This window comes from Bacillus sp. TE8-1, assembly GCF_008368855.1.
Taxonomy (GTDB): domain Bacteria; phylum Bacillota; class Bacilli; order Bacillales; family Bacillaceae_G; genus Bacillus_A; species Bacillus_A cereus.
In genome coordinates, this window is record NZ_QPET01000011.1 from 57,282 (window position 1) to 84,119 (window position 26,838).

Consider the following 26,838-nt stretch of genomic DNA (forward strand, 5'->3'; position numbering starts at 1 on the left):
CTTTAGTTCTTTCCCCTTTAATTTAGCAATCTCTTATAGTGGACCGGAAATACCTTGTTTGCGAATCATGATGAAGTGGAAGGCCATTAAACCTAGAAGTGCTGCTGGTAAGAAGAAGACGTGAATAGCAAAGAAGCGAGTTAATGTTTGAGCGCCAACAATTTCGGAATGACCAGCGAGTAATGTTTTAATATAAGGACCAATGAGCGGTGTTTGCTCTGCAATTTGAATCCCTACTTTTGTAGCAAATAAAGCTTTCATATCCCACGGTAATAAATATCCGGTAAAACCAAGACCTAACATAACAAAGAAAATAAGAACACCAACAATCCAGTTTAACTCACGGGGCTTTTTATACGCACCTTGGAAGAAAACTCTGAGTGTATGTAAAAACATCATTACAATTACGAGACTAGCACCCCAGTGGTGCATACCACGAACAATTTGCCCATAAGCAACTTCATTTTGTAAATAGTAAACTGATTCCCAAGCATTTTTAATATCAGGCACATAATACATCGTCAAAAACATTCCAGATAAAATTTGAATTACAGTAACGAAAAAGGTAAGTCCTCCAAAGCAATAGACGAATGCAGAAAAGTGATGTGCCGGGTTTACATGTTCAGGTACTTCATGATCAGCGATATCACGCCATATTGGTGTAATATCTAATCTTTCATCCACCCAATCATAAATTTTATTTAACATCTACTTTGCACCCCCTCTTGGCTTCGCTTTTCCTAGATACAGCGTTCCATCTTTCACTTTAGACTCGTACACATCAAGCGGAGCAAGGGGTGGCGTACCTTTAATGTTAATCCCATCTTTTGTATAACGCCCCCCGTGACATGGGCAAAAGAATTGATTCGGATGTGCTTTGTCCGAATTCCAGTTAACTGTACATCCTAAATGTTTACATACTGGAGAGAACGCAACAATGTCTCCGCTTTCATCTTTATGAACCCAAGCTGATTTTGGTTCTTCAGACTTGTACCAACCATCAACCTGCTTCACTTTAAAATCGAAACGCTTCGGCTCTGTTGTAATATCCTTTACTTGCGCAACAGCAACCATATCCGTTCCCGCTTCTTTTCTTAACACCGGATCAAGCGCAAATCGCGTCATCGGCATTAAAATACCGGCAGCCATAAAGCCTCCTACCCCTGTGAGTGTGTAATTTAAAAATTGTCTTCTTGACACGCGATGTTCTTTCTCGCTCACGAAAATTTCCCCCCTCTATCAGAAATTGTCCCCTCGTGATAAATTATATAAAAAATAAAAACTAGGACACTATCATGATATAATACGCTCATGCACAGGTCAATATCATACTACTCATAATAATAAGAACTTTCTGTTTATTATAAGTTTCCCCATTTCTCTTCCAACATCACCATTATATTTTTTATATGTGCATGAATAACTTCTCTTTTTGCTTGATCACTAAATTGTTCTAATGCTAATGAAGGAAACCAAAACAAATCTCCCTGTAACTCTTGCATATCCTCTTTCCATGAAAAATCACTTGTAACATAAGCAATATGCTTAAAACCTTCACTTCGTAAATGATTTGTCCATTCTTGCAAACGACCTTTTTCATTCTTTTGACTTTCTACCAAATACGTAAACGCAGGCAGTAAAAGCACTCTTCCCTTATACTCTCTTTCCAATTCCGTGCTCAACAATTCGATAAATTCACCTTGTTCTACAACCATTTTCATTTCTTTTGCTGCCGAAATTGATAACAGCGGTATTACTCCTGTATCAACATACTCTCTTGCTTGCTCAAACTGTTCCACATCTTTTACAATCCACTTCAAATTCCTTCCCTCCTTCACTTGCAAATGACAGAACTTTCACTTTATATATATTAAACCATACTAAAAGAGGTAAAAAAAGAAAAACTACCCAATATAGGTAGTTTTTCTTGATGAAAGTCTGAAATTTGTAAAAATTTATTAATCCAAATAAATTCTATAAAGTTTTTAACTCTGCCGTTAATCTATGAAACGCTTCCTTATCTTGCTTATCTAACGCTTCATCAATTTGTTTCAAAAGGCGTTCTCTCCTAAACGAAAATACACTTTCTTCCAAAAACCTTTCTGCAAGTAAACGATCTTTTTCATTTACTTCAATATGCTTTGGTAGATATGGGTTTTCTTCTAATACAGCTACATAATTCGCATTTTGAAACGATGATTTAAAGTTGAGTTGAATATAAATATCCTCATCTCGATTTAAACGAATATCATGAAACGATTTTTCAGCATCTGTTGTCATAACATTTTGTTTAAAAAAGTGAAACGGTGTGTCTTTCACACAATTCGCTGACATCACTAAGCCACGCGGACAATATTTTGCATGCTCTACGAAGTGGACTTTATGCATCAATTGGTCGTGACTCATTAAATAATTCAGAATCCATACACATTCACGCTGTTTCAGTTGGTAATTATTCAAAAACCATTTTACAAAATCCTTCTTCTCGTTTACAGAAACAGGGGTATTCATAGCAATTAAGTCCCTCCTCTGTCTTTCTCTTTTCTTTTTAGATTCAAGAAGCGGCATTCAGTTTCCTTCCAACTTATGAAAAATCCTCTAAATTATATAACAACTCTTCAATATGAATTTGTGTCGGGTCTAGTTGTAATAACTGGGTAAATACTTCTTTCGCCTCTTTTCGTTTTCCTTCTTCCAATAAGAAATAACCGTACTCTTCTAAGAAGTCTGGATGATTCTTAAAAGAAGTATATGCACTTTCATAGTGTTTTAATGCATCCGAATACATTTCTAATTGTTTTTTTGCATACGCAAGATCCCAAAGTAGTTGTGTATCTGGTTCTCCACTATCAATAGCACGCTCTACAATTGCAATTAACTCTTCGTACTTTTCTTGTTCTTTTAAGATATATGCATATTTTAATGTTGCACCTAAATGCCCTGGATCTAACTCAAGCGCTTTTTGAAGAACTTCCTCTGCTTCTACTATTTTTCCTAATTTCGCCGCAATGTTCGCTAACTCTACATAAAATGGAACTGAAAGCTCATCTACTTTAATTCCTTCATGAAGCGTTTCATAGCTTTCTTGAAGCATTCCTTCTTTTTCATAGCTTTTCGCTAAATACATGTACAGTGATGCGTACTCAGGGTCTAATTCTTTTAGTTCTTGCCAAGCACCAATTGCTCTCTGATATTCTTCACCTTGGTATAATGTGAAGGCATATCCAAATAATGAGTGAATATCTTTTTGTTCCTCTAGGCCTGCTTCATAATAAGAAATCGCTTCTTCCCAGTTTCCAATCGCGCTTAACGTTTCTGCGAGGCGAAGTGCGATCACAACACCACCCATTACTTTATGTTCCGCTAATAGCGATTCATAATAAGTAATTGCCTTTTGTTCTTCACCTTTACTACTATATAATTCTGCTAACCCAAACGTAATAACAGGTTCATCAGGCATCATTTCTTTCGCCTTTAATAGTTTTTGCTCTGCTACATCATCAAAACCTTGCATTTGGAATAAATCTGCAACAAGTAATAACGATTGAACATATAAATCGTCATTTTCTGGAATATCATGAAGCACTTCAATCGCTTCATCTTCTTTATCTAGATCAATATATAATTCTGCTAAAAATACAGTGAATTCACTTTCTTCTGGATACAGTAAACGTAAGTCTTCAGTAATTGCTAATGCCTCATCTGTAAATCCAAGTGTATGATAGTAACGAGCGATATCATACTTCTCTTCATCATTCGCAATTTTTAATTGTTCTTTTAATAATTGTAATCCTTTTTCCGCTTCACCATTTTCAATATATGAAACAGCTTGTTCAAACTTTTGCATAAACGTCTCCTTTAATTCTAAAAAATATTCTCTTCTGTTCATTTATCATAAGCAACTCACTGTTAGAACGCAACCTTTAGAATGAGCATGCTTCTTCTTATACTTCTTCCTACAGAGTAGTTAATTGTTCAAAAGGTTCGGATATGACACCGATACCTTATCATCATCTTCTATTGTACCGCTTTCTTTTATGACCGTGCAAATAACTTCTCTCACTAATTATCAAGCCATACAAACCGTGGTTTACAGAATAACTTAATTAGCAGTCTTCAACCTTTATTTTGAATGCGATAAAAAAGGCTCCTATAATAGGAGCCTTCACAATCTCTTAAGAATATGTTTCTTCTTTCTGTACTTGCTCATTTACAAGCTCTTTCAGTAACTCTATAATTTCATCATTTTCTTCCTTCAAACCGATAGTAATACGAATACCATCATCGATACCAAATGCAGCACCAGAACGAACGATATATCCTTTTTTCATTAATCGTTCGAAAGCTTCATTACCTGGTATACCGAGTTTTAAGAAAATGAAATTTGTTTGAGATGGATAATAGAATACGTTATATTCTTTACAAAATGCATAATACTGATTTAAACCTTCAGCATTCTTTTGCACACAATCTTGTAAAAAGGCTTGATCTTCTAATGCAGCGAGTGCTACAGATTGGGCTACAGTTGATGTATTGAATGGTAACCTAGCTACTTCTAGCTGTCCGATTAACTTCGCATCCCCAATCGCATATCCGATACGAAAAGCAGCTAAACCATATGCTTTTGAAAACGTGCGTAAAACCATAAGATTTTCATACTTTTCAAGAAGTGGTAATGTTTGCGGATAGTCTTCTGCTTCCGCGTATTCATAATATGCTTCGTCCATAATAACGAGAGCCGACTTAGGAACTGATTCTAAAAATGAAAGTAATTTTTGTTTCTCAACATATGTACCTGTTGGATTATTCGGATTACAAATCCATACAATTTTCGTTTTCTCATCTACTTGCTCTAGCATTGCATCTAAATCGTGAATACCATCTTTAAGTGATACTTCACGAACTTCTGCTCCTTCAATAACAGCATGGTGATGATATTGTGAAAACGTAGGATTCGCCATTACAACGTTTGTTCCTTCATGTAGTAACGCTCGGCTAATCATTTGAATGACTTCATCTAATCCACTACCAAATAGTAGTTGTTCTGCTTTTACACCTAAATGTTCCGCTACTTTTGTCCGAAGTTCAAAGGCATATCCATCTGGATAAAGGGCATATTGGCTCGCTAAAGAAGTTAATGCTTCTGTCACACGTGCTGAGCAACCGAATGGATTTTCATTGGATGCTAATTTCACAATTTTTGATAAACCATATTCTCTTTTTACTTCTTCAATGTTTTTCCCAGGCACATACGCTCTCAAAGTTAACAATTGCTCTTTCACTCTCATTTTTCTTCCCCCAGTCATTTCATTCAATTTGATTACAATACGGTTATAGCCCCTTACTGTAATCTTTTGTCATAACCATCACTATTACGAGAATACCTCTAAATGAGCACTTCACAGCACTTCGCTATCATTTTAAACCATATCTTTTTGAAATGCCTCTAACGCAATATGAACAGTCTCATCTGAAATAGATACGACATTCACTACCCCATATTCCTGCATAAGCACCATATGAATTGCTCCTGCATTTGCTTTCTTATCTTGTTTCATCAATTGAACGAGGCGCTCTACATTCAAATCGCTTGGCATTTTTGGATAGCCGTATTTCAAGAACCACTGCTTCATATCTTCATAAGCAAGATCAACCTTGTACACTTGCTCACTTAAAAATATGGCGAATAACATTCCAACCGCTACACCGTCACCGTGAGTAATATTTCCATACCCTAGCTCTTTTTCAAGAGCATGTCCTAACGTATGTCCAAAATTCAAATGAGCACGTACACCCTTCTCTGTTTCATCTTGTGACACAACATTTGCCTTTACAGGAATCGCCTTCGTTAATATATGGATTAACTTCTCATCATGAAGATCCGCTAATGTTTGCACTTCTTCTTTTAACCAATGGTATAGCTCCACATCACCGATAAGAGCATGCTTTATCACCTCTGCATAACCTGAACGCCACTCTTTTTCAGGAAGAGACTGTAAAAAAGGTGTATGATATACAACTGCTTCTGGCTGATGGAATGCACCAATCATATTTTTACCTAACGGATGGTTAATCGCTACTTTCCCACCCACTGCGCTATCGTGCGCTAATAAAGTTGTCGGAACCTGCACAAAGCGAATACCACGCATAAACGATGCAGCAACAAAACCAGCTAAATCTCCAATCATTCCGCCTCCAAGTGCAAGAATTAAAGAATTTCTATCTAATTTATTTTCAAGAGCTGACGTATGAGCCGCATAGAAATTTTCGAAAGACTTCTCTTTTTCGCCACTTGGTACAACAAACGAAAACACGTGCTGCTCTACTTGTAATGCATCGATAACTGTCTGTAAATGTAGTGATGCAACAGCTTCATCTGAAATAATCATTACGTTAGATACCGCTGGCTGCATATTTTGAACGATCGTTGTTAAGTTTGACAACACTTCTTTACCAACATGTACATCATATTCTTTTGATTTCGTTTGAATATGTATGTTTCCCATTAAAATCCCCTCGCATATTCATTATGTTTCTCAATATTTTCACGAATTAGTTCCATACGATCTAATCCGAATTGTTCTATTAAAGCTGTCGCTAATTCCCAAGCCACAACCGCTTCTGCAACGACACTAGCTGCTGGCACTGCACAACTATCTGAACGTTCAATGCTCGCTGTAAAAGGCTCTTTCGTATCAATATCTACACTTTGAAGAGGTTTATAAAGTGTAGGTATCGGTTTCATCACACCGCGCACAACAATTGGCATTCCAGTCGTCATACCGCCTTCTAATCCCCCTGCATTATTTGTTCTTCGTGTATATCCATGCTCCTCATTCCACAGAATTTCATCATGAACTTCACTTCCTGGTCTATGCGCTGCTTCAAAACCAATTCCAATCTCGACACCTTTAAAAGCATTAATACTCATAATTGCAGCTGCTAATTTCGCATCCAGTTTTCGATCATAATGCACGTAGCTACCTACTCCAATTGGCATCCCTTCCACAATTACTTCAACGATTCCACCAATTGAATCACCATTTGCTTTCGCATCATCAATCGCTTTCATCATTTGGTTACCAGCTTCGTCATCTAAGCAACGTACAGGAGATGCTTCGGTAATACTCTTTAATTCTTCAATTGAACTATACGTAATCTCCTTAGCTTGTACACCGCCAATTTCAATTACATGGCCCGCTACTTTAATACCAAGTTCTGCTAACACCTTTTTAGCAACCGCACCAGCAGCAACACGCACCGTCGTTTCGCGCGCTGACGAACGTTCCAGTACATTCCTCATATCTCTATGACCATATTTAATCGCACCATTTAAATCAGCATGCCCAGGCCTTGGTTTTGTCACTTTCCTTTTCATCTCTTTTTCTTCTTGCTCAGTTAAAGGCTCCGCCCCCATAATTTTTGTCCAGTGTGCAAAATCACGATTTTCAACAACAAGTGCAATAGGGGAACCTAATGTTTCTCCATGTCTAACACCACTTAAAATTTGCACTTGATCCGTTTCAATTTGCATGCGTCTACCGCGCCCATATCCCTTTTGCCTTCTAGCTAACTCTTCGTTTATATCATCTGCTACTAAAGACAATCCTGCCGGAACACCTTCTATAATCGTTGTAAGTTGTGGACCATGAGATTCACCAGCTGTAATATATCGCATACGTTATTCCTCTTTTCGTATATGTATTTATCTCACTATATTAACTTTTATCATTCTAAAAATATTAAAGAAATTATATCATAAATCGACCATTTTCTTATTCTATATTTCCGATAGTCCTAATTTAAATATCAATATATCATAACAGTTCAAACTTCGTAACTAACTGAAAATAAAAAAAGTGCAAGAAGAATACCCCTATTCTCCTTGCACTTTTTACTATTATCACAGTGATTAAAGCGTTTACAAATTATTTCAAAATAATTAGTAAATCCATTCATTCATTAATTTTGAGTAGTCAACTAATTCTTCTTCTTTAAAGAAAATAGCAATCTCGCGCTCTGCGCTTTCTAAAGAATCAGAACCATGGATAATGTTTTTCGCAACAGTTACACCGAAATCTCCACGAATTGTTCCAGGAGCTGCTTCATGTGGTCTTGTTTTCCCCATCATGTTACGAGCTGTATCTACTACACCTTCACCTTGCCATACCATTGCGAATACAGGTCCAGATGTAATAAAGTCTACTAACTCACCAAAGAAAGGTTTTTCCTTATGCTCAGCGTAGTGTTGTCCAGCAATTTCTGGAGTGACTTGCATTAATTTTGCACCAACTAATTGAAAGCCTTTTTTCTCAAAACGAGCTACAATTTCCCCAATGAAGGCACGTTGTACACCGTCTGGTTTTACCATTAGAAATGTTTTTTCCATAAAAAATCTCTCCACTTCTGAATTATGTATGTAATTGTATATCCCCACACACATATTATCACCCTTATCACAATTGTGCAATAGTTTTGAAATAGAGAGATTATTTTATTTTTTAGAATAAACCTTAAAATTTTCGTTTTCCAATATACTTTGCAACATTTTGTAATGCGTACTTTGCTTTTCCACGTGGGAGTGGTTTTATTATTTCTAAAGCTTTATGTAAATAACGTTCACTAAACGCAAATGCTTGATCAATTGCTGTACTATTTTTTACAGCATCAATAATTTCTTGCATTTCACTTGCTGTTGAATTTTCATGTACAGATGTGATTTTCTGACGAAGTACGGGATCTTCCATCGCATATAAAGCAGGAAGTGTAATATTCCCTTGTAGTAAATCTCCACCAGCAGGTTTTCCAAGTTTCTCTTCTGTAGAAACGAAGTCTAAAATGTCATCAATAATTTGATAAGACATTCCTACAAAATACCCATACCAAAATAGACGATTTACCGTATCACGATTAGCACCAGCAGCAATCGCTCCCAATTGACAACTCGCGGCAATTAATAATGCTGTTTTTCGCTTTATTCTTCTTAAATACGTTCTTAAATTTTGGTCATAATTGTATTTATCTTTAATTTGTTCAATTTCACCTTTACAGACTTCTAAAATAGTATGTGATAACGCTTGATGTGCCTCTGGAATTTCGATATTGGTTATACATTCAAGAGACTTAGCGAACAGATAGTCCCCTGTATACATCGCAATACGATCTCCCCATTTCGCATTCACAGTCGCACTGCCGCGTCGTAAAAATGCAGCATCAATAACATCATCGTGAACAAGAGAAGCCATATGAATAAGTTCTAACGCAACAGCAACATGCTTAATCGCATCTAACTTATAATCTCCAAATTTCCCTGCAAGCAACACAAATACAGGACGAATTCGTTTCCCACCAGCTTCAATCAGCTGTAATGCTGCCTCTTCTACTAATGGCTGTTCAGAAGCGACTGTCTTTTTTAATTCTTTTTCTATCACATTAATATCCGATCGTAAAAAAGAGTACATAAGTTGTAACTTCATATTGTTCACCTTAACCTAAAACTTCTTTTTTCTATTTTGATTCTGGTTTAATACCTAAATGCATTGCTGCTACCCCAAAAGTAAATGGTTTCACTTGCACACGTTCAAGTCCAGCTTGCTCAAACATTTGAGCCAATTCTTTCATCCCTGGGAACGTACTAGCAGATTCTTGAAGCCATGAATATTCTTTATAACTTTTCGCAAACATCTTTCCAAATAATGGCATGATATATTTAAAGTATAAAATATACCCTTGTCGAAAACCAATCATTGTTGGTTGAGATGTTTCTAAACAGATTACTTTTCCACCTGGTTTTACTACACGCGTCATTTCTTTTAATACGTGCATATAATCCGGTACGTTACGTAAACCAAACCCAATCGTCACATAATCAAACGTATTATCTTCAAACGGAAGTTCCATTGCATTCCCATGTAGAAGTTCTACTTGTTTTAATTGTAACGCCTCTACCTTTTGCTTACCGACAGATAACATATTTTCACTGAAGTCTAAGCCAACAACCTTTCCTTGCTCACCTACGGCTCCAGCTAGCGCAATTGTCCAATCTGCGGTTCCACAGCATACATCAAGCGCTTGACTGCCTGGTTGTACATCCATAATTCGCATCGTTTCTTTCCGCCACGCTTTATGTCTTTGAAAACTAATTACAGAATTCATCACATCGTATTTATCAGAAATCTTTTCAAATACGTCATGTACTCTTTCTTCTTTTGATTGTTGCATGCTCGTACCTTCTTCCAATGTAAAATTGCTTATGTCTTCTATTTATTCCTTAACACAGAATTTATTTCATTTATGTCTGTGTGATTTTCTAAAAATTGTTTTTCTTTCTTTCTCAATTCCTTCATCCAACCATTAATCACTACTTCTGCTTTATCCCCTAAAGCATCTTGCATAGCTTGAAAAACAGGTGAATGTTGCTTATCAGCATACAATTGAATTTCTTTTTGAAGGCGATTTCCACCTAATACGTATGTGATAAATGGCTTCCAATGTGATAACTGAAAATGATCACATGTTTTTTGAAGGAGCGCAGACTCAATCGTTACTATGCTTTTCATTATGTCATCCGTCGTTTCATGCGCTTTTTGGTATAACATAATTTTGTGTTCATTTATCTCTTTAATTCCTTCAGCAAGTGCACGAATTAAAACAATATCACGATTCATAGACAATAAATAATAATATAGTCCACTATAGTAATCGCCTGCAAGTACTGTTAATTGACGACATTTATGGAATCCAATCTCTTCCTCGCCTGCTTTATTCGATACCCTTTCATGCGTATCAAGCGCAATTTGTACAAGCATAATTGTTACTACGTAATGCTCAATTTGTTCTATATGTAAGTTTGCACTCTTTAAAGCACCATATAACAATGCTATCTTTTCTTCATCAATAAATGGTTCTTCAATATAGTTTATAAAATAAGGATGGCGTAATTTCTCCATCAATTTTTCTTTTATACCCGCATACCCTCCGTAGATGTCACACACAAAAAATCACCCTTGTTTTCTAATTCATAAAACTTATTATAACACATACACTCTATTTTCTATAACCAAAACTTGGCTACACCTACCATTCATGTAAGCAATCTTTCTAATCTCACTCTGTCTAGTTAAAACTATATCATTTATTTACTAAAAAAAAAAAAGAAAAGCAGTTTCCCGCTTTTCTTTACTTCGTTTTAATAAACGATAAAATTTCACTGCGCGCTGCAGCATCATTTTCAAGCACACCACGCACTGCTGTCGTTACTGTTTTCGCACCTGGTTTTTTCACACCACGCATCGTCATACACATATGTTCTGCTTCTACTACTACCATTACACCATGAGGCTCTAGTACTTCCATAATAGAGTTCGCTACTGTTGATGTAATACGTTCTTGCAGTTGTGGGCGACGTGCAATTGTATCTACGGTACGAGCTAATTTACTTAACCCTGTTACCTTTCCACCTTGCGGAATATATGCAACGTGAGCAACTCCATAGAATGGTACTAAATGATGCTCACACATCGAATAAAATGGTATATCTTTTACTAGTACAAGCTCTTCGTGATCTTCTCCGAATACTTTATGCAAATGCTCTTTCGGATCTTCATGCATACCTGAGAACACTTCTGCGTACATTTTTGCAACACGCTTTGGTGTATCAAGTACTCCCTCACGATTTGGGTCATCCCCAATCGCCTCTAAAATAAGGCGTACTGCATGTTCAATTTGTTCTAAATTAACTTTTGCCATCCGCTAGCCCTCCCGAAAACCTAAAAGTGATACGAACACATTCTAGCATATTTATGTTTTTAAAAGCAAAAAGAAGAGTTCCCAAAAAGGAAACTCTTCTTCCCTGTTAATATGTAAGGATTATTTAACCGCATCTTTTAACGCTTTACCAGGTTTGAATGCAGGTACTTTACTTGCAGCGATTTCAATCTCCTCACCTGTTTGTGGGTTACGACCTTTACGAGCCGCACGCTCACGAACTTCGAAGTTACCGAATCCGATCAGTTGTACTTTATCACCTTGTTTTAAAGCTTCTAAGATAGAATCAAAAACAGCGTCTACTGCTTTTGTTGCGTCCTTTTTAGAAAGGGAACTTGCTTCTGCAACAGCATTGATTAAATCTGTCTTGTTCATGCCATTCACCTCCTCCCAAAGATAAGACTGTATAATGATCATAAAATGAGTCTTACTTTCATTTGTAGGCAATTTTTGCAAATTCTATACTACAAAGATGTAGATAAATCATTATCAACGCCTATATTATACGATTCTCCTTTATAATTCAATATTTTTAAGGAAATTGTTACTCTTAAAATGTGAAAATCTGATGAAACTTGACAATTTACAACAATGTATTAGATAATGACTGTTTATTTTTCTATTTTATAATAAAAAAAAACAAAAAATCCCTCTACAATGAGAGGGATTTTTTCTTATAGTATAATCGCAATTAATCCGCCAGATCCTTCATTAATAATTCTTTCTAGCGTTTCTTTTAATTTATATCTAGCATTTTCTGGCATTAAAGATAATTTCGCCTGAATTCCTTCTCGAACAATCGAGCTAAGTGAACGTCCAAATATATCAGAATTCCAAATTGATAACGGGTCATCTTCAAAATCTTGCATTAAATAACGAACTAATTCTTCACTTTGCTTTTCAGTACCAATAATCGGCTCAAACGTTGACTCTACATCTACTTTAATCATATGAATAGATGGCGCTACCGCTTTTAACTTCACACCAAACCTTGAACCGTGACGAATAATTTCTGGCTCATCTAAGCTCATATCCGCTAATGCAGGTGCTGCTACACCATATCCTGTTTGCTTAACCATACGCAGTGCATCCGCCACTTGATCGTACTCTATTTTCGCATGAGATAAATCGAGCATAAGCTTTAATAAATGATCTTTCCCTCGAATTTCTACTCCTACTACTTCTTTTAAAATCTGATCATATAATTCATCTGGCGCATATAAATCAATCTCCGCCACACCTTGCCCCATATCAATGCCAGCTAGGCTCGCTCGATCAATAAATTCATATTGACTAAACTGCCAAACAACGCGATCCACATCACGAAGACGTTTTATATCCTTCACAGTTTCTTGAACTGCTTCTTGATAACTTTGACGCAACCAATGCCCTTCATTTAGCACCATTACCCAACTCGGAAGGTTCACATTCACTTCTAATACAGGGAATTCAAATAGCGCTTCACGAAGTACATTATATACATCTGTTTCTCTTAAACTCTCCACACTCATTGCAATAACCGGGATATCATATTCTTCTGATAAACTTTGGCGTAATTGCTCTGTATCTGGATGATACGGCTGTACCGTATTAATTATCATAATGAAAGGTTTTCCTACTTCTTTCAACTCATTTACAACGCGTTCTTCTGCCTCTATATAATCTCTTCTTGGAATTTCACCAATTGTTCCATCTGTTGTAATTACAACACCAATTGTTGAATGTTCTTGAATTACTTTACGCGTGCCGATTTCTGCAGCTTCATGGAATGGAATAGGTTCTTCATACCAAGGGGTATTAATCATACGCGGGCCATTCTCATCTTCATAGCCCTTCGCTCCAGGAACCGTATATCCAACACAATCTACTAATCGAATATTCACTTCAAGTCCTTCATCTACTTCGATAGAAACCGCTTGGTTTGGAACAAACTTCGGTTCCGTCGTCATAATTGTACGACCAGCAGCACTTTGAGGCAATTCATCCTGCGCTCTTTGACGGTCAGACTCATTCTCAATATTTGGAATAACTACAAGTTCCATAAATTTTTTAATGAATGTTGATTTCCCTGTTCGAACAGCTCCTACAACTCCAAAATAAATATCACCGCCTGTTCGTTCTGCAATATCTTTAAAAATATCTACCTTTTCCAAGTGATTCCCTCCCTCAAAATTTTTGGGAATAATTCCGCGTTTATAGTCAACTAATACCTTCTCTAACGTTGCCTATAATATCTGATATAATATAATGGTATTCTAGAAGTTCGGACAATATATCATATAATTTTGTCCAATTTCATATGACTATTAAAAAATATCTTTTGTTTGCATCGTAAGTTGTATAACATAAAAAACCTTTCTTCTAGAACTTATTCACTAAAAGAAAGGTTCATGACTTATCATTTTAAAAAAATTGGTTCTCCGTCCTTTACTGTGTACGGTAAAGAATAAGCTGGTACAAACGGGGAACCTTTCGAAAGTATATTTCGAATATCTTCTCCCTCTGTAAACTGCCCTTCATTTTTTTTCAAAGCGTCATATAAGTCGATTCTATAATCAACAAAAACTTCTCCTTTTTCATTAATTACAAAAGGAAGTCCTTTACCAGAATATGGACTTGTCACTTGTGGCACATCTTTATATCCTAGTTTTTTGAAATCCAATTCATATACACCATCTGAAATTACTTTTTTAAAAGGTGGATATTGATGTTCATCACGATACATCCTAAGCTTTAAAGATAGTTCCTGAATTTGTTCAGCCATCCTAACATCAATTAACTTTACTGTTGGATTTGTTTCAACGTCTATTAATACGTATTGATATACTCCTCCACTTTCATACGCATTCCCTGGCGCTTCTTGTATGTAACGCGGGGCAATCTGTTGAAAATCGATTGGATACTTTTGATAAATAGGTGTACTCATATCCCTCGTCTTAATTGGCAATATCCCATCATTTTGCTCCTTAAATGTCACAACAGCTTTTTGAACAACCTGTAGCTGATCTTCATAAGGAACCGCATTTTGCTTCATATTTTCTTTCGGATACAGACACCCCGTTAAAAGGCTCATACAACAAAATATTAAAATAATATGGAATTTTTTCACTAGCATCACCTTTTCATACTAATCTAATTTGCTCCGTATGTAGTATTTTCGAGACCATTCCATTTACTGCTGTACAGGTCCACTAAATACAACAAGAAAAATAACAATTCCTGACACAATCATAAGGGTGTACGCTACTAACGCTGTAATCCCTTTCAAAAATTTATTCTTTATTCTATGTCTACTTAATAAAATAAAACTTACTGCAAAAAACATAAATCCAATTGCCCCTAAAGCCAACCACATTTTCATAAGCCCTTCTGACATATACACACCCCTTTTTATTAATCTATTTTTATACTATTTTAACAAATTAAAATCTTTAAACAAATACAAAAAGAACATTTTACTACAAATCGCGAGTATGTAACTTTAATCAATAGGTTTTCCAGCATTTCTCACCAATCTAGGCAAAAATAAAACCGAAGCGATTGTATCTCTCGCTTCGGTTGACCAAATATGCCCAAAAACAGCTCTATTCCCATTCTTTCATGGCTATCATATGCAATCTCCAAACTCTTTGTTTCTCATAATTTATTTTTTAAACATTTTGCTTAACGAACCAAAATCTGTTGGCATATTATTATTAATAATCGCTTTTACAATTTGATCCTCTTGCTCTTTCGGCACTTCACGTCCCGCCATAAGAGCCACTTGATGAATTAATTGACGAAGCACAGTTTCATCACGTAAATTCGCATTTTGCACGGATGATGCTAATTTAAAAATATCCTCTTTATTTACTTTCGCTTCCTTCTCAATATTATTAAAAATATTATTATCCATTCTTTTCACCCTCTCCTCAAGTTACTCTTCATCCTATGCAAAAATGAAAAAATGGTGAAAAGACCCAAAAAATAAAAAAGCGACAGAAGTACAAATGTACTTCTGTCGCTTTTCTTTACAGTAAATCAGGTATAGCTTCCACTTCATGTTTTCGAACACGTCCCATCAATGAGCCTACTGCATCTTTTACGTTATTCCCATTGAACAGCACGTCATATAAAGCAGCTGTAATCGGCATTTCAACTTCCATTTTCTCTGCCAATTCATGAGCAGCTTTCGTTGTTCTTACACCTTCCACAACCATACCCATGCTTTCTAACACTTCTTCTAAAGAGTGTCCTTTTCCAAGCATATTTCCAGCGCGCCAATTTCGGCTATGAACACTTGTACAAGTTACAATTAAGTCTCCCATACCAGTTAGACCAGCAAACGTTAACGGATTCCCGCCCATTTTTCTTCCTAAACGAGCAATCTCTGTTAAACCACGTGTCATCAATGCCGCCTTTGCATTATCACCTAATCCAAGACCATCAGTTATACCAGCAGCTAATGCGATAATATTTTTTAACGCACCACCAAGTTCAACTCCAACGATATCTGGATTTGTGTATACACGAAAATAACTATTCATAAATAAATCTTGTACTTCCTCAGCCGCTTCCATACGCTTTGCTGCAGACGTAACTGTTGTCGCTTGTCGTAAACCGACTTCTTCAGCATGACTCGGTCCAGACAGTACAACAACATCTTTAATTAAGTGCTCTGGAATTTCTTCCTCAATCACTTCCGAAATACGTTTTGACGTACCAGGTTCAATTCCTTTGCTCGCATGAATCCAAGTAATTGGTTCAGTAACAATTTCTTTCATCTCTTGTAATACATCTCTGTACGCTTTCGTTGGTACTACTAGCAGTACTGTATTTACATCTACTAATGCTTCTTCTAAAGAAGAGTAGGCTACGATTGTGCTTGGCAATGTAATGCCTGGGAGATATCGACTATTCTCATGTTTCGTATTAATTTCATCCATAAGTTCTGGGCGATTTCCCCAAATACGTACATCATGTCCATTGTCAGCTAATACCATCGCTAACGCTGTTCCCCAGCTACCTGCTCCTACTACTGTGATTTTTGTCATAAAATCACATCCTCTCCATTAGTCTCTTGCTCTAGCGATAATGTGAATCGGCGTTCCTACGAAGCCAAATGATTCACGTAAGCGATTCTTTAAGAAACGCTCATATGAGAAGTGCAATAATTCTGGATCGTTTACAAACACAACAAATGTCGGTGGTTTTACCGCAACTTGTGTTGCATAGAAAATTTTCAGACGGCTACCATTATGAGTTGGCGTCGGATTCATCGCTACCGCATCCATAATTACATCGTTTAATACGTTCGTTTGAATACGGATACTATGACTTTCATTTACCTCATCGATAACCGGTATTAATGTTTGTGTACGTTTTCTCGTTTTTGCAGATAAGAACACAATTGGTGCGTATTCTAAGAATTGGAAATGAGCACGGATATTTTCTTCAAATGCTTTCATTGTTTTTTCGTCTTTTTTCACTGCATCCCATTTATTTACAACGATAACAACAGCTCGCCCTGAATCATGAGCATATCCAGCGATTTTTTTATCTTGCTCAATAATTCCTTCTTCACCATCTAAAACGACTAAAACAACGTCAGAACGTTCAATCGCTCTTAGCGCACGAAGTACACTATATTTTTCTGTACTTTCATACACTTTTCCTTTTTTACGCATACCAGCTGTATCAATAATTACATAATCTTTTCCATCTTTACTATATGGTGTATCGACAGCATCACGAGTTGTTCCTGCTACATTACTAACAATTACACGCTCTTGACCAAGAAGAGCATTTACAAGTGATGATTTCCCTACGTTTGGACGTCCAATTAAAGAGAAACGAATTGTGTCTTCATCATATCCGTCTTCTTCAATCTTTGGAAAATGTTGTGCAGCTTCGTCTAGTAAGTCACCTAACCCTAATCCGTGTGTACCTGAAATTGGGAATGGTTCGCCAAATCCTAATGCATAAAAGTCATAAATGTCACTGCGCATTTCCGGATTGTCTACTTTATTTACTGCAAGTACAACCGGTTTATTTGAACGATATAAAATTTTTGCAACTTCTTCATCAGCTGCTGTTACACCGTCACGACCGTTTGTCATAAAAATGATAACATCCGCTTCATCAATTGCTACTTCAGCTTGTTGACGAATTTGTGTCAAAAACGGCTCGTCTCCAATATCAATTCCGCCCGTATCAATAATGTTAAATTCATGATTTAGCCATTCTCCAGCGCTATAAATACGATCGCGCGTTACACCTGGAATATCTTCTACGATTGAAACTCTTTCTCCAACAATTCTATTGAAAATAGTAGATTTCCCTACGTTCGGGCGACCTACTATCGCTATTACTGGTTTCGGCATATACTTTCATCCTTTCAACTTGCTTCTGTTTATTATGTAAAAAACCCTTCTTTGTGCAAGAAGGGATTTGCATTCCAGAATATTTCTCAACGTATCAAAACACCTCACATTATAACACACGTTGCTAATGTTTCACAATAATATATACATTCTCTTGTAAGCGATGTGCAATACCATCTAAAATTGCTTCTAAATTATTTGCAACAAATTCTAGTTCCTCCGTCGATTCGCAAACGAATAAAGGAGCACCACCTGCAAATTTTTCTGGAGTCGTTGTTATAACTGCCAGAATAACACTTTCTAACATCATCTCTTATCTCCCCTTCCTTTTGGGGCTTCCGATGACATATGGACAGCACTTTCTAACGTTGGTACATTTCCTATGACACCTATCGCTTTCTCTGCATTTTGATCTTGCGGCAGGACAAAAATCCCAACCCTGCCATCCTCTAAATCACGCTTTGCTAACGGTACAAGCGCTGGTGTACCAGAATCTCTATAAATCCCTAACGCTACTGAAACATCGTGTAAAATAGCTTGTCGTTGCCCTAAATTTGAGATTGTAACCATCGCATCAATTGATTTCGGCTTTAAAATAAAACCCATACCATATTTCATAATTTCTTCTTGTCTTGCTGGCAATCCAATATTCATAATGTAAATATTGTCAATATAAAGCCCTGCTCCTTCAAAACGAAGCGGAACGTGCTCAATTTCAACAAGATCATGTAGCCTTTTACCAGACATTAATTTTTTCGCGATAAAAAATGCGATTATAGCCATAATTACTCCTGCAATCCATGAACGGAATCCTATATACGCAAACGTCGTTGCAAACGACGTTAACATTGCCAAATAGTTGCGACTTTCAAAAACCAATGCAATTCCTTCAATGTATGTATTTCCACGCGGTACGAGCTCATACCCATCTAATTGTTGAAGCGTATTTCTTTCCATATTACGTACATCACGAAATTGTGTCGCTGCTAATGTAAGAAATGTAATGGCAGAAAAATCTTTTTTCAAAATAGACGGGATTGCAATCGCTCCTAAAGCAGCTGCAATTAACCCCATTGCAATATGAATAATTTTCCCATGTAGCCTCGTCGGATATTGCCGCGTATCCGTCCGAAGCATTAGCACCCTTGTAACTGTCCCCGCTATTACGCCGCATAAAATGGCTGGTGTATATTCAGTCATGTATTACCCTCGCCTTTCTTTTACGTGTTTTTCTCTTAAACCGTTCCATGTATACTGATGCTTTTGCAATCCAAAACAATATTGCCATGAATAATGTAGAAATGGCGACGATATCAAAAAATGCTAAACTACCGTAATCATATGGAAAATTCAATTTCCTAAAAATAAATGTCACTAGCAGCTCTCCTTGTAACATCCCTACATATAGAGAACATAATCGTAATATGCGATCCCCATGCAATAACACCGATGCATACACAAGAGCACTACTTAGCAGAAACACTCTATCCACCACAATCCAAATCGGATCATATATTTCTAACAGATGAAAACTTGTATATAACATTGCAATAATAAGTGCCGAAAGTAAGCTATACACTTTTTTCCAGACAGAATATAGCGTGATCCCTATAAAAGAAATAATACAAAGTAAAAGAGCATTTACTGATACCACGAATGAGGCAATCGTTACATGTAACGGAGAGCAAATTATAAAAATCAGTATACAAGCGCCTAACTTCCACCGGATAGGGTCCTTTTTCATAAAAAAGGTTACAATGATCCACCCTATCCAAGCTACAAAATAAAAAGTACTTCCATCCATCAACTTCACCTCCTATGTTTTCCATTATGGGAACTTTTTATGAAAGTTAATCCACTTTATTTACGCATAGTTTTTTCTTATAACAGCAACACTTTTAACAAGGAGGTGTTATTCATTATGGGTAAAGATCGCCAAGAACGAAAACTACGAGAATCACGCCGCGTTGAATCCGATCGTGATCAATCACTACAATATCCAGGTGCAACTGGACTTGATACACCAGAACAGGCTCGAAAACAAAACCAGCACTAATTAATACAAAAAGACGGTTTCTATATTGTACGAAACCGTCTTTTACATAATCAGTTTAATGATTTCTATTTATATTGAAATAATATTTCGCGCACTATATCCTCCCATTACTTCTTTTTACCTTCACCTATTCCCATTAAAAATTAAGTTCTCTCCAGTAATTCGACAACACACCATCTACATTTTTCAACCCTTTTTCAATTACAATTTTTACGAAATGATATTTTTATATAATGCTAATTCCATTCTCCACTTTATATTACGAAAAAGAATAGAACAAAAAAAAATCAACCGAATGGTTGATTTTTTATCTCCTACTATAATGCGCAGTATCAATACCACGCTGCATTAACCAATGATATGTTTCACCCTTTACAACAAGAGGTACAGATTGCAACTCTTCTATCGTCTTCGCACCAAGAGCTGTCATTATAAATTTCAAATCTGTATGTAGAAGCTCAATTTCATCTACTAACTTCTCGATACCATCTTGCATTAAAATACGTAAAAAATAACCAGCAAACGCAGTTGTATTCGCCCCTAATGCGATTGCTTTCGCTACGTCAAGCGCTGTTTGTATACCCCCAGATGCAATAAAAGAGAGGTTATTATTTGTAGAGGTTGCTTCAATAATCGAGGTTGCTGTTTGTATGCCCCAGTTATTAAAATAAGAAAGCATTCGCTGTCTTCTTTCGTTTTCAACAGCAGCAAAATTCGTACCACCTTGCCCACCAATATCAATTGCTGTTACACCTACGTTCACTAACTGTTGCATTGTTTCCTTACTCATCCCAAATCCAACTTCTTTTACAATGATAGGAACTTTACTATTTAAAACAATTTTCTCAATGCGCTGAAGTACTCCAGTAAAATCACGGTCTCCTTCTGGCATCGTTAACTCTTGTATGACATTTAAATGAATTTGTAATGCATTCGCTTCAATCATATCAACGGCGCGCTCTGCCTGCTCGATAGTTGCCTCACTACCTAAATTAGCAAAGAAAATACCATTTGGGTTTACCTTTCTAATCACCTTATAAGAAGCAGCTTCACTTTCATCTTTTAACGCCGCCATTTGCGAACCTACAGCCATAGCAAGGTTATGATGTTTCGCTACGTATGCTAATTGCTCATTAATATGTAACGTTTTCTCTCCTCCACCACCAGTCATCGCATTGATAAAAATCGGCGAACTTAGTGAAAGTTCGCCGATTTTTGTTTCACATGTTATTGTGTCATAATTTGAATTTGGCAAGCTTTGATGCACAAAATCAATATCATGAAAGCCATGCGTACGAGACTGACCAGTAGAAAGAGCGTATTCAATATGATCTAATTTACGTTTTGCCCTTACCACTTGTACCCCTCATTATTTCTTTAATTTTTTCAGTTGTTCACCAATAATATCACTTAATTGGAAAGTAGCAGAATCAGCATTTGGCTCATACTGACTATAATCTTCAGTTACATTATTTTCCTCAAGCGCTTCTTTTATACTTAAAGAAATACGTTTCTCTGCTACGTGAACTTCAAGTACTTTCACTTTTACTTCTTGTCCCATTTCCAATACTTCATTCGGATTTTTCACGTGACGATTTGCAATTTGAGATACGTGTACAAGCCCTTCAACGCCCGGTAAAATCTCAACGAATGCACCAAATGTAACAAGGCGTTTTACTACTCCCTCACGAATATCTCCAGCTTTTATTTCGCCAGCAACGTTTTCCCAAGGTCCTGGTTGAGCTGCTTTAATTGATAAAGAAATACGTTGTGTATCAGCATCAACAGATAACACCTTTACCTTAACCTTTTGACCTTGCTCTAACACTTCAGAAGGTTGCTCTACACGTTCGTGTGAAATTTGTGAAATGTGAACTAAACCGTCCACTCCACCAACGTTAACGAATGCGCCAAAGTCAGTTAATCGTTGTACTGTTCCTTCAACAACGTCCCCTTCTTTTAATGAAGAAATTGCTTCTTTTTTCTTAGAATCTAGTTCTAATTCTACTACCGCTTTATGCGAAAGGATTACACGATTTTTTTCACGGTCTAATTCAACAATTTTCACCGCTAATGTTTTACCTTTATAGTCAGTAAAGTCTTCTACATAATGTACTTCTACAAGTGAAGCTGGAATAAAACCGCGAACACCAAGGTCCACAACTAATCCGCCATTCACAATATCTTTTACAGTAACATCAAATACATGACCAGAAGTAAATTTCTCTTGTAGTTCTACCCATGCTTTTTCTGCATCAACAGCACGTTTAGATAAGACAAGATCATCTTCTTCTAATTTAATAATTTTCAACTCTAGTGTTTGATCTAATTCTACAACATCGCTTGCTTTTTCAATATGAACGTTAGCTAATTCACTAATTGGAATTACGCCATCTGTTTTGTATCCAACATTTACAAGCACTTGTTTCTCTTCAACCTTCGTTACAGAACCTGTAACAACGTCACCAACTTGTAATTCTTTTGAATCCATAACTTCTTCATTCATTTTCTCTACCATGGAAATACCTCCCTACAGAATTGACAAAGCATTTTTTATGTATATACGAAATGAAAACAAAGTTTTCATTTGCATGTTTAAGAATTTCTCATCACATACTCTTTTTCAATAACATTCACAAGAAAATATATTAAACCTATATAAATAGTATACAGCAAAACCAGCTTGAAAAAAGTATGTTTTGAAATATAATAGCGAATATATTCTGACAGTTTCATTCCTCTTTAACTAACTTCTTACAAATCAGCTCATTTGTCAAGGAAAGAGACTCACAATTCACGTATCCTTTACATTTCTATTTAAACAAAAAAAGAAAGAGGACTATCCCCTTTCTTTATTTCGCAAACACTCCAGAAACAATGCTCATAATTTTTTGGACAACTTCTTCAATTGATAAAGAAGTCGTATCTAATTCCAATGCATCATCAGCCTTTTTTAGTGGAGAAACTTCGCGTTCTGAATCTAATTTATCACGCTGAGCAATTTCTTCTTTTAGCTGCTCTAAATTAGAATCGAAACCTTTATTTAAATTTTCTAAATGTCTTCTTTCCGCTCTTTCTTCAACAGAAGCAAGCATAAAGATTTTCACTTCAGCATCCGGTAATACATGTGTACCAATATCACGGCCGTCCATTACAACGCCGCCTTTTTTCGCTAACTCTTGCTGACGACGTACCATTTCTTCACGAACAAGGCGATGTTTCGCTACAATAGATACTCGATTCGTCACATCAGGTGTACGAATTACTTCAGAAACATCTTGTCCATTTAAAAATACAAGCTGTGTATTTTCTCCTTGCTGAAACTCAATATTTACATTCTTTACAACTTCCATTAACTGCTCTTCATTTTCAATGTCTACTTTTTGTTCAAGGGCTGCATATGTAAGCGTACGGTACATTGCGCCTGTATCAATATAAACGTAAGAAAGTTCCTTCGCAACAACTTTTGCCACTGTACTTTTCCCAGCAGCTGCTGGACCATCTATAGCAATTGAAATTCGTTTATCCATTGTAACACCTCATTTTTTCACTTATAAAACAAAACGAAAAGCAGGTGTTCACCCTGCTTCTTCTCATTTGCTTCACGTCATTAAATCCTCAATTATTGTAGCATAATCCTTCATAGAAGAAAATGAAAACTACCTATTCACCTGCAAGATTTCCACTTTGTTTTTTACCATGACACCCTCATAATAAACAATTTTAGATAAATATTTCACTGATGACTTATGTATAAATAACAATTGCACAATAGAAAGACAAATGAATTGTATTATTAATATACGAATAAAAATTCTCTCCATCTTTTTCACCGGAATTCTTCCCTCCTATACTATATTTGCACATTTCGTTTCATAATTTTATACATCGTACATATAGCAGTTAATTTTATTGTCATTTTCGAGGCATACTTTTATACATTTCCATTGTCGAATTTACTCAAAACATGTTATGTTCTAAATGTATTTTTTTACTTGAAAGGGGTATAAGCATTGAAAAGAATCCTAGTTTTACACACAGGTGGAACAATTGCAATGGAGGAAGATAAAGAAACTGGGGTCGTACAACCAGGTGAAAAAAATCCTCTTTTAAAATTCATTCCTGATTTAGAAGGCGATGTTGATTTAATCGTTGAAGATGTGTTCCACCTACCATCTCCTCATATGACACCGAGCGAAATGTTACAATTACAAGTCATCATTGATGAAAGAGTAAAACAAGACAACATTCATGGCGTAGTCATTACGCATGGCACGGATACATTAGAAGAAACAGCTTATTTCTTAGATTTAACAGTACAAGCAACTATTCCGATCGTAGTGACAGGTGCAATGCGCTCTAGCAATGAGTTAGGTGCTGATGGTCTATATAACTTCTTATCAGCTGTAAAAGTTGCTAGTTGTGATGAAGCTGCAGAAAAAGGTGTTTTAGTCGTATTAAACGACGAAATTCATTGCGCTACAAATGTAACGAAAACACATACAAGTAATGTTGCAACATTCCAAAGCCCACAATACGGACCAATTGGAATGGTAACAAAACGCGGCGTTGTCTTCCATCACGCTTTAGTACATCACGAAACATATACGATAAACAAAGTGTCTAAAAATGTAGTTGTTCTAAAAGCATATGCTGGCATGGATGATACATTATTAGCAGCAATCGAAAATCTTCCTGTAGACGGCATTGTTATCGAAGCTCTTGGACAAGGTAATCTCCCTCCAAGAACACTACCTAGTCTAGAAAGATTATTAAATAGAGGTATTCCTGTCGTATTAGTTTCTCGCTGTTTCAACGGTATCGTTCAAGACGTATATTCGTATGAAGGTGGCGGTAAACACTTAAAAGATATGGGCATTGTATTCACATACGGCTTAAATGCACAAAAAGCACGCATTAAATTACTTGTTGCATTAGAGAATACAAATTCTCATGAATCCATTCAAAATATGTTTATGCACGAATAAAAAGGAGCTGTCGAGGTTTTCCCGACAGCTCCTTTTTATTTTTCTCTTGATGCAATGGTCTGCGCAATCGCATCTCCATGAAATCTTCCGTTCTCGATAAATATTTCATTTGCATTATTTCCAGCAGCAATGACACCTGCAATGAAAATATTTTCAGCATTCGTTTCCATTCTATCCTCTGTATAAATTGGACGTCCTGTTTCTTCATCAATCTGAACACCCATCTTCGTTAAGAAGCTATGATCAGGATGATAACCAGTCATCGCAAATACAAAATCGTTTTTGATTGTAAGAGCTTCACCATCAACTGTAAACGTTAATGTATGCTCAGTAATTTCTTTCACATGAGCCCCAAAATGCATTTGAATTGTACCATTTCGTACTAACGCCTCAAATTCCGGCAAAATCCAAGGCTTTATGCTTGGTGAATACTCACTTCCACGATACATTACCGTTACACGTGCACCAGATTTAACAAGTTCTAACGCGGCATCTACACTCGAGTTTTTCCCACCTATAACTACTACATCTCGATCAAAATAAGGATGCCCCTCTTTAAAATAGTGAGCTACTTTCTTCAATTCCTCACCTGGAACATTCATATAATTTGGATTATCATAATATCCAGTTGCTACAACAATATATTTCGCTATATATATTTCCTTACTTCCGTCACGCTTTGTCGTCTCAACCTGAAAAACTTCTCCATCTTTTTGAACTTTCTCCACTCGCTCAAAAGCATTTACACGTACAGATTTACGTCTTACTACTTCACGATAATACGCAAGCGCTTGATTTCGAACTGGCTTACGATTTTCTGTAATAAAAGCTACATCACCAATTTCTAATTTTTCACTAGAAGAGAAAAATGTTTGATGAGTTGGATAATTATAAATGGCATTTACAATGTTTCCTTTTTCAATTACTAACGGATTTATCCCTACCTTTTGCAACGAAATTGCAGCCGCTAATCCGCACGGACCGCCTCCGATTATAATAACTGTTTCTTTCTGCATACTCGTCCACTCCTAGTCTTCTACCAATACACTATTTATAAAAACAAGAAAAAACCTACTTACAGCAGTAGGCACCTATCTTTATTGTATTCATTTTTCATATATTTGTCATCTAAACGAAACGTACATCCGATAGACATCTGCTAAAAACTGCTGAAATTTAATACCTTGTTTCCCTAATACATTCTCAGGATCAATCTTTCTAGCTGGATCAAGCGTTTTATGTGACACGATATCTTTTTTCGGATTTAAGCCAAAGTTTTGGCATAAATACGCATGATACCATGTAAAACGATTATATGCTTCCCAAAAGTTAACATCACCACCATAACAAAGTTCCACTCCAATGGCCGCCTTATTCGCGTCATAGCCATATAAGTCATTATCCGTCGGCACACCATATCGAACATGATACGCAACTTCATTTATAGGAATAATCTCCAATATTGTTTTATCATCTATAAATGTATGCGCCGAAGCTTTCGGTTGTAATTCATTAAAGTAATCTCGATTCCCTATCGCATTGCTTCCAGGATTCCCCGTATCATGGCTTACAATAAATCTCACTTTAGTCAGAGGAATCCCCGGTCGTGAACTTCCATATCCAATATAGTTGCGCTCTATAGGAAACATCGCCATTGCTACCAACT

31 protein-coding genes are annotated in these 26,838 nt (G+C 36.4%); 2 read left to right on the forward strand and 29 right to left on the reverse strand.

What is annotated here, in order from left to right; translation table 11 throughout:
- Positions 1-33 precede the first annotated feature (33 nt).
- From qcrB to DN404_RS08660, 23 genes are all read right to left on the reverse strand, one after another.
- Positions 34-708 (reverse strand): menaquinol-cytochrome c reductase cytochrome b subunit, encoded by a 675-nt coding sequence (qcrB, locus tag DN404_RS08550; RefSeq protein WP_000932700.1) that lies wholly within the window; start codon positions 706-708, stop codon positions 34-36.
- Complete coding sequence (gene qcrA, locus DN404_RS08555) at positions 709-1,221, reverse strand: menaquinol-cytochrome c reductase iron-sulfur subunit (RefSeq protein WP_001290418.1); 513 nt, start codon at positions 1,219-1,221, stop codon at positions 709-711.
- Positions 1,222-1,361: 140 nt separating this feature from the next.
- Complete coding sequence (locus DN404_RS08560) at positions 1,362-1,820, reverse strand: YpiF family protein (RefSeq protein ID WP_000871312.1); 459 nt, start codon at positions 1,818-1,820, stop codon at positions 1,362-1,364.
- Between the two features lie 154 nt (positions 1,821-1,974).
- Positions 1,975-2,511 (reverse strand): ReoY family proteolytic degradation factor, encoded by a 537-nt coding sequence (locus tag DN404_RS08565; RefSeq protein ID WP_001095925.1) that lies wholly within the window; start codon positions 2,509-2,511, stop codon positions 1,975-1,977.
- Between the two features lie 73 nt (positions 2,512-2,584).
- Complete coding sequence (locus DN404_RS08570; RefSeq protein ID WP_001168671.1) at positions 2,585-3,847, reverse strand: tetratricopeptide repeat protein; 1,263 nt, start codon at positions 3,845-3,847, stop codon at positions 2,585-2,587.
- A 328-nt stretch (positions 3,848-4,175) separates the two neighbouring features.
- Positions 4,176-5,288: a histidinol-phosphate transaminase gene (gene hisC / locus DN404_RS08575; protein ID WP_006924421.1), complete on the reverse strand. Its 1,113-nt coding sequence runs from the start codon at positions 5,286-5,288 to the stop codon at positions 4,176-4,178.
- 132 nt (positions 5,289-5,420) lie between these two features.
- Positions 5,421-6,506 (reverse strand): 3-dehydroquinate synthase, encoded by a 1,086-nt coding sequence (aroB, locus tag DN404_RS08580; RefSeq protein ID WP_000526821.1) that lies wholly within the window; start codon positions 6,504-6,506, stop codon positions 5,421-5,423.
- Positions 6,506-7,678: a chorismate synthase gene (aroC, locus tag DN404_RS08585; protein WP_001269384.1), complete on the reverse strand. Its 1,173-nt coding sequence runs from the start codon at positions 7,676-7,678 to the stop codon at positions 6,506-6,508. The genes aroB and aroC overlap by 1 nt, the downstream gene beginning before the upstream one ends.
- A 264-nt stretch (positions 7,679-7,942) precedes the next feature.
- The gene (gene ndk, locus DN404_RS08590) at positions 7,943-8,389 is read right to left on the reverse strand and encodes a nucleoside-diphosphate kinase (RefSeq protein ID WP_000415883.1); all 447 of its coding nucleotides are present in this window, start codon (positions 8,387-8,389) and stop codon (positions 7,943-7,945) included.
- A 124-nt stretch (positions 8,390-8,513) separates the two neighbouring features.
- A complete protein-coding gene (gene hepT, locus DN404_RS08595) occupies positions 8,514-9,476 on the reverse strand; it encodes a heptaprenyl diphosphate synthase component II (protein WP_000776077.1) in 963 nt (320 codons plus the stop codon).
- 31 nt (positions 9,477-9,507) lie between these two features.
- Positions 9,508-10,221 carry a 2-heptaprenyl-1,4-naphthoquinone methyltransferase gene (menG, locus tag DN404_RS08600; protein WP_001187674.1) on the reverse strand — a complete coding sequence of 238 codons (714 nt, stop codon included), beginning with the start codon at positions 10,219-10,221 and terminating at the stop codon, positions 9,508-9,510.
- Between the two features lie 38 nt (positions 10,222-10,259).
- Positions 10,260-10,994 carry a heptaprenyl diphosphate synthase component 1 gene (locus tag DN404_RS08605; RefSeq protein WP_000332854.1) on the reverse strand — a complete coding sequence of 245 codons (735 nt, stop codon included), beginning with the start codon at positions 10,992-10,994 and terminating at the stop codon, positions 10,260-10,262.
- Between the two features lie 184 nt (positions 10,995-11,178).
- Positions 11,179-11,748, reverse strand: coding sequence for a GTP cyclohydrolase I FolE (folE, locus tag DN404_RS08610; protein WP_001151482.1), 570 nt, complete (start codon positions 11,746-11,748; stop codon positions 11,179-11,181).
- A 120-nt stretch (positions 11,749-11,868) separates the two neighbouring features.
- The gene (locus tag DN404_RS08615) at positions 11,869-12,141 is read right to left on the reverse strand and encodes an HU family DNA-binding protein (protein WP_001043860.1); all 273 of its coding nucleotides are present in this window, start codon (positions 12,139-12,141) and stop codon (positions 11,869-11,871) included.
- A 299-nt stretch (positions 12,142-12,440) separates the two neighbouring features.
- Positions 12,441-13,919, reverse strand: coding sequence for a stage IV sporulation protein A (gene spoIVA / locus DN404_RS08620; RefSeq protein WP_000416519.1), 1,479 nt, complete (start codon positions 13,917-13,919; stop codon positions 12,441-12,443).
- 245 nt (positions 13,920-14,164) lie between these two features.
- On the reverse strand, positions 14,165-14,875 hold the full coding sequence (locus DN404_RS08625; protein WP_000713407.1) for a hypothetical protein: 711 nt from the start codon (positions 14,873-14,875) through the stop codon (positions 14,165-14,167).
- Between the two features lie 63 nt (positions 14,876-14,938).
- A complete protein-coding gene (locus tag DN404_RS08630) occupies positions 14,939-15,142 on the reverse strand; it encodes a DUF2768 domain-containing protein (RefSeq protein WP_001289008.1) in 204 nt (67 codons plus the stop codon).
- A 267-nt stretch (positions 15,143-15,409) separates the two neighbouring features.
- Positions 15,410-15,661, reverse strand: coding sequence for a stage VI sporulation protein F (locus tag DN404_RS08635; RefSeq protein WP_000369754.1), 252 nt, complete (start codon positions 15,659-15,661; stop codon positions 15,410-15,412).
- Between the two features lie 115 nt (positions 15,662-15,776).
- Positions 15,777-16,799, reverse strand: coding sequence for an NAD(P)H-dependent glycerol-3-phosphate dehydrogenase (locus tag DN404_RS08640; RefSeq protein WP_000161763.1), 1,023 nt, complete (start codon positions 16,797-16,799; stop codon positions 15,777-15,779).
- An 18-nt stretch (positions 16,800-16,817) separates the two neighbouring features.
- Positions 16,818-18,128: a ribosome biogenesis GTPase Der gene (der, locus tag DN404_RS08645; protein ID WP_001125893.1), complete on the reverse strand. Its 1,311-nt coding sequence runs from the start codon at positions 18,126-18,128 to the stop codon at positions 16,818-16,820.
- A gap of 124 nt (positions 18,129-18,252) precedes the next feature.
- Positions 18,253-18,438, reverse strand: a complete 186-nt coding sequence (locus DN404_RS08650) for a capping complex subunit for YIEGIA (RefSeq protein WP_000979059.1) — start codon at positions 18,436-18,438, stop codon at positions 18,253-18,255.
- On the reverse strand, positions 18,435-19,328 hold the full coding sequence (locus DN404_RS08655) for a YIEGIA family protein (RefSeq protein ID WP_053512851.1): 894 nt from the start codon (positions 19,326-19,328) through the stop codon (positions 18,435-18,437). The genes DN404_RS08650 and DN404_RS08655 overlap by 4 nt, the downstream gene beginning before the upstream one ends.
- Positions 19,321-19,932: a YphA family membrane protein gene (locus tag DN404_RS08660; protein ID WP_006924441.1), complete on the reverse strand. Its 612-nt coding sequence runs from the start codon at positions 19,930-19,932 to the stop codon at positions 19,321-19,323. The genes DN404_RS08655 and DN404_RS08660 overlap by 8 nt, the downstream gene beginning before the upstream one ends.
- 117 nt (positions 19,933-20,049) lie before the next feature.
- On the opposite strand from DN404_RS08660, the gene DN404_RS08665 reads away from it, so the two are divergent.
- Positions 20,050-20,184, forward strand: a complete 135-nt coding sequence (locus tag DN404_RS08665; RefSeq protein WP_000513900.1) for a YpzI family protein — start codon at positions 20,050-20,052, stop codon at positions 20,182-20,184.
- Between the two features lie 307 nt (positions 20,185-20,491).
- Here the strand turns inward: DN404_RS08665 and DN404_RS08670 are convergent, their stop codons facing one another.
- The 4 genes from DN404_RS08670 to DN404_RS30450 form a co-directional block, all read right to left on the reverse strand.
- Positions 20,492-21,541, reverse strand: a complete 1,050-nt coding sequence (locus DN404_RS08670; protein WP_000251036.1) for a type 2 isopentenyl-diphosphate Delta-isomerase — start codon at positions 21,539-21,541, stop codon at positions 20,492-20,494.
- Positions 21,542-21,553: 12 nt separating this feature from the next.
- The gene (gene rpsA, locus DN404_RS08675; RefSeq protein ID WP_000229559.1) at positions 21,554-22,702 is read right to left on the reverse strand and encodes a 30S ribosomal protein S1; all 1,149 of its coding nucleotides are present in this window, start codon (positions 22,700-22,702) and stop codon (positions 21,554-21,556) included.
- A gap of 334 nt (positions 22,703-23,036) precedes the next feature.
- Complete coding sequence (cmk, locus tag DN404_RS08680) at positions 23,037-23,714, reverse strand: (d)CMP kinase (RefSeq protein ID WP_000361252.1); 678 nt, start codon at positions 23,712-23,714, stop codon at positions 23,037-23,039.
- A 129-nt stretch (positions 23,715-23,843) separates the two neighbouring features.
- Positions 23,844-24,017: a YpfB family protein gene (locus tag DN404_RS30450; RefSeq protein WP_000738054.1), complete on the reverse strand. Its 174-nt coding sequence runs from the start codon at positions 24,015-24,017 to the stop codon at positions 23,844-23,846.
- 180 nt (positions 24,018-24,197) lie between these two features.
- On the opposite strand from DN404_RS30450, the gene ansA reads away from it, so the two are divergent.
- On the forward strand, positions 24,198-25,172 hold the full coding sequence (ansA, locus tag DN404_RS08685) for an asparaginase (RefSeq protein WP_000822010.1): 975 nt from the start codon (positions 24,198-24,200) through the stop codon (positions 25,170-25,172).
- A 35-nt stretch (positions 25,173-25,207) separates the two neighbouring features.
- On the opposite strand, the gene DN404_RS08690 is transcribed toward ansA, so the two are convergent.
- Together DN404_RS08690 and DN404_RS08695 are read right to left on the reverse strand one after the other, a co-directional pair.
- Positions 25,208-26,188, reverse strand: coding sequence for a YpdA family putative bacillithiol disulfide reductase (locus tag DN404_RS08690; protein ID WP_086389311.1), 981 nt, complete (start codon positions 26,186-26,188; stop codon positions 25,208-25,210).
- Positions 26,189-26,296: 108 nt separating this feature from the next.
- Positions 26,297-26,827 (reverse strand): peptidoglycan recognition protein family protein, encoded by a 531-nt coding sequence (locus DN404_RS08695; RefSeq protein ID WP_001240655.1) that lies wholly within the window; start codon positions 26,825-26,827, stop codon positions 26,297-26,299.
- Positions 26,828-26,838 lie beyond the last annotated feature (11 nt).

Coding starts and splice junctions, on each gene's coding strand:
- DN404_RS08665 (WP_000513900.1), top strand. CDS start 20,050: ATGGGTAAAGATCGCCAAGAACGAAAACTACGAGAATCACGCCGCGTT.
- DN404_RS08630 (WP_001289008.1), bottom strand. CDS start 15,142: ATGTCAGAAGGGCTTATGAAAATGTGGTTGGCTTTAGGGGCAATTGGA.
- ndk (WP_000415883.1), bottom strand. CDS start 8,389: ATGGAAAAAACATTTCTAATGGTAAAACCAGACGGTGTACAACGTGCC.
- DN404_RS08655 (WP_053512851.1), bottom strand. CDS start 19,328: ATGACTGAATATACACCAGCCATTTTATGCGGCGTAATAGCGGGGACA.
- DN404_RS08695 (WP_001240655.1), bottom strand. CDS start 26,827: ATGGCGATGTTTCCTATAGAGCGCAACTATATTGGATATGGAAGTTCA.
- hepT (WP_000776077.1), bottom strand. CDS start 9,476: ATGAAGTTACAACTTATGTACTCTTTTTTACGATCGGATATTAATGTG.
- der (WP_001125893.1), bottom strand. CDS start 18,128: ATGCCGAAACCAGTAATAGCGATAGTAGGTCGCCCGAACGTAGGGAAA.
- aroC (WP_001269384.1), bottom strand. CDS start 7,678: ATGCGATATATTACAGCTGGTGAATCTCATGGTCCACAACTTACAACG.
- DN404_RS08650 (WP_000979059.1), bottom strand. CDS start 18,438: ATGATGTTAGAAAGTGTTATTCTGGCAGTTATAACAACGACTCCAGAA.
- DN404_RS08640 (WP_000161763.1), bottom strand. CDS start 16,799: ATGACAAAAATCACAGTAGTAGGAGCAGGTAGCTGGGGAACAGCGTTA.
- DN404_RS08570 (WP_001168671.1), bottom strand. CDS start 3,847: ATGCAAAAGTTTGAACAAGCTGTTTCATATATTGAAAATGGTGAAGCG.
- menG (WP_001187674.1), bottom strand. CDS start 10,221: ATGCAACAATCAAAAGAAGAAAGAGTACATGACGTATTTGAAAAGATT.
- hisC (WP_006924421.1), bottom strand. CDS start 5,288: ATGAGAGTGAAAGAGCAATTGTTAACTTTGAGAGCGTATGTGCCTGGG.
- cmk (WP_000361252.1), bottom strand. CDS start 23,714: ATGGATAAACGAATTTCAATTGCTATAGATGGTCCAGCAGCTGCTGGG.
- DN404_RS08635 (WP_000369754.1), bottom strand. CDS start 15,661: ATGGATAATAATATTTTTAATAATATTGAGAAGGAAGCGAAAGTAAAT.
- DN404_RS08565 (WP_001095925.1), bottom strand. CDS start 2,511: ATGAATACCCCTGTTTCTGTAAACGAGAAGAAGGATTTTGTAAAATGG.
- DN404_RS08690 (WP_086389311.1), bottom strand. CDS start 26,188: ATGCAGAAAGAAACAGTTATTATAATCGGAGGCGGTCCGTGCGGATTA.
- folE (WP_001151482.1), bottom strand. CDS start 11,748: ATGGCAAAAGTTAATTTAGAACAAATTGAACATGCAGTACGCCTTATT.
- rpsA (WP_000229559.1), bottom strand. CDS start 22,702: ATGGTAGAGAAAATGAATGAAGAAGTTATGGATTCAAAAGAATTACAA.
- DN404_RS08660 (WP_006924441.1), bottom strand. CDS start 19,932: ATGGATGGAAGTACTTTTTATTTTGTAGCTTGGATAGGGTGGATCATT.
- DN404_RS08615 (WP_001043860.1), bottom strand. CDS start 12,141: ATGAACAAGACAGATTTAATCAATGCTGTTGCAGAAGCAAGTTCCCTT.
- aroB (WP_000526821.1), bottom strand. CDS start 6,506: ATGGGAAACATACATATTCAAACGAAATCAAAAGAATATGATGTACAT.
- qcrB (WP_000932700.1), bottom strand. CDS start 708: ATGTTAAATAAAATTTATGATTGGGTGGATGAAAGATTAGATATTACA.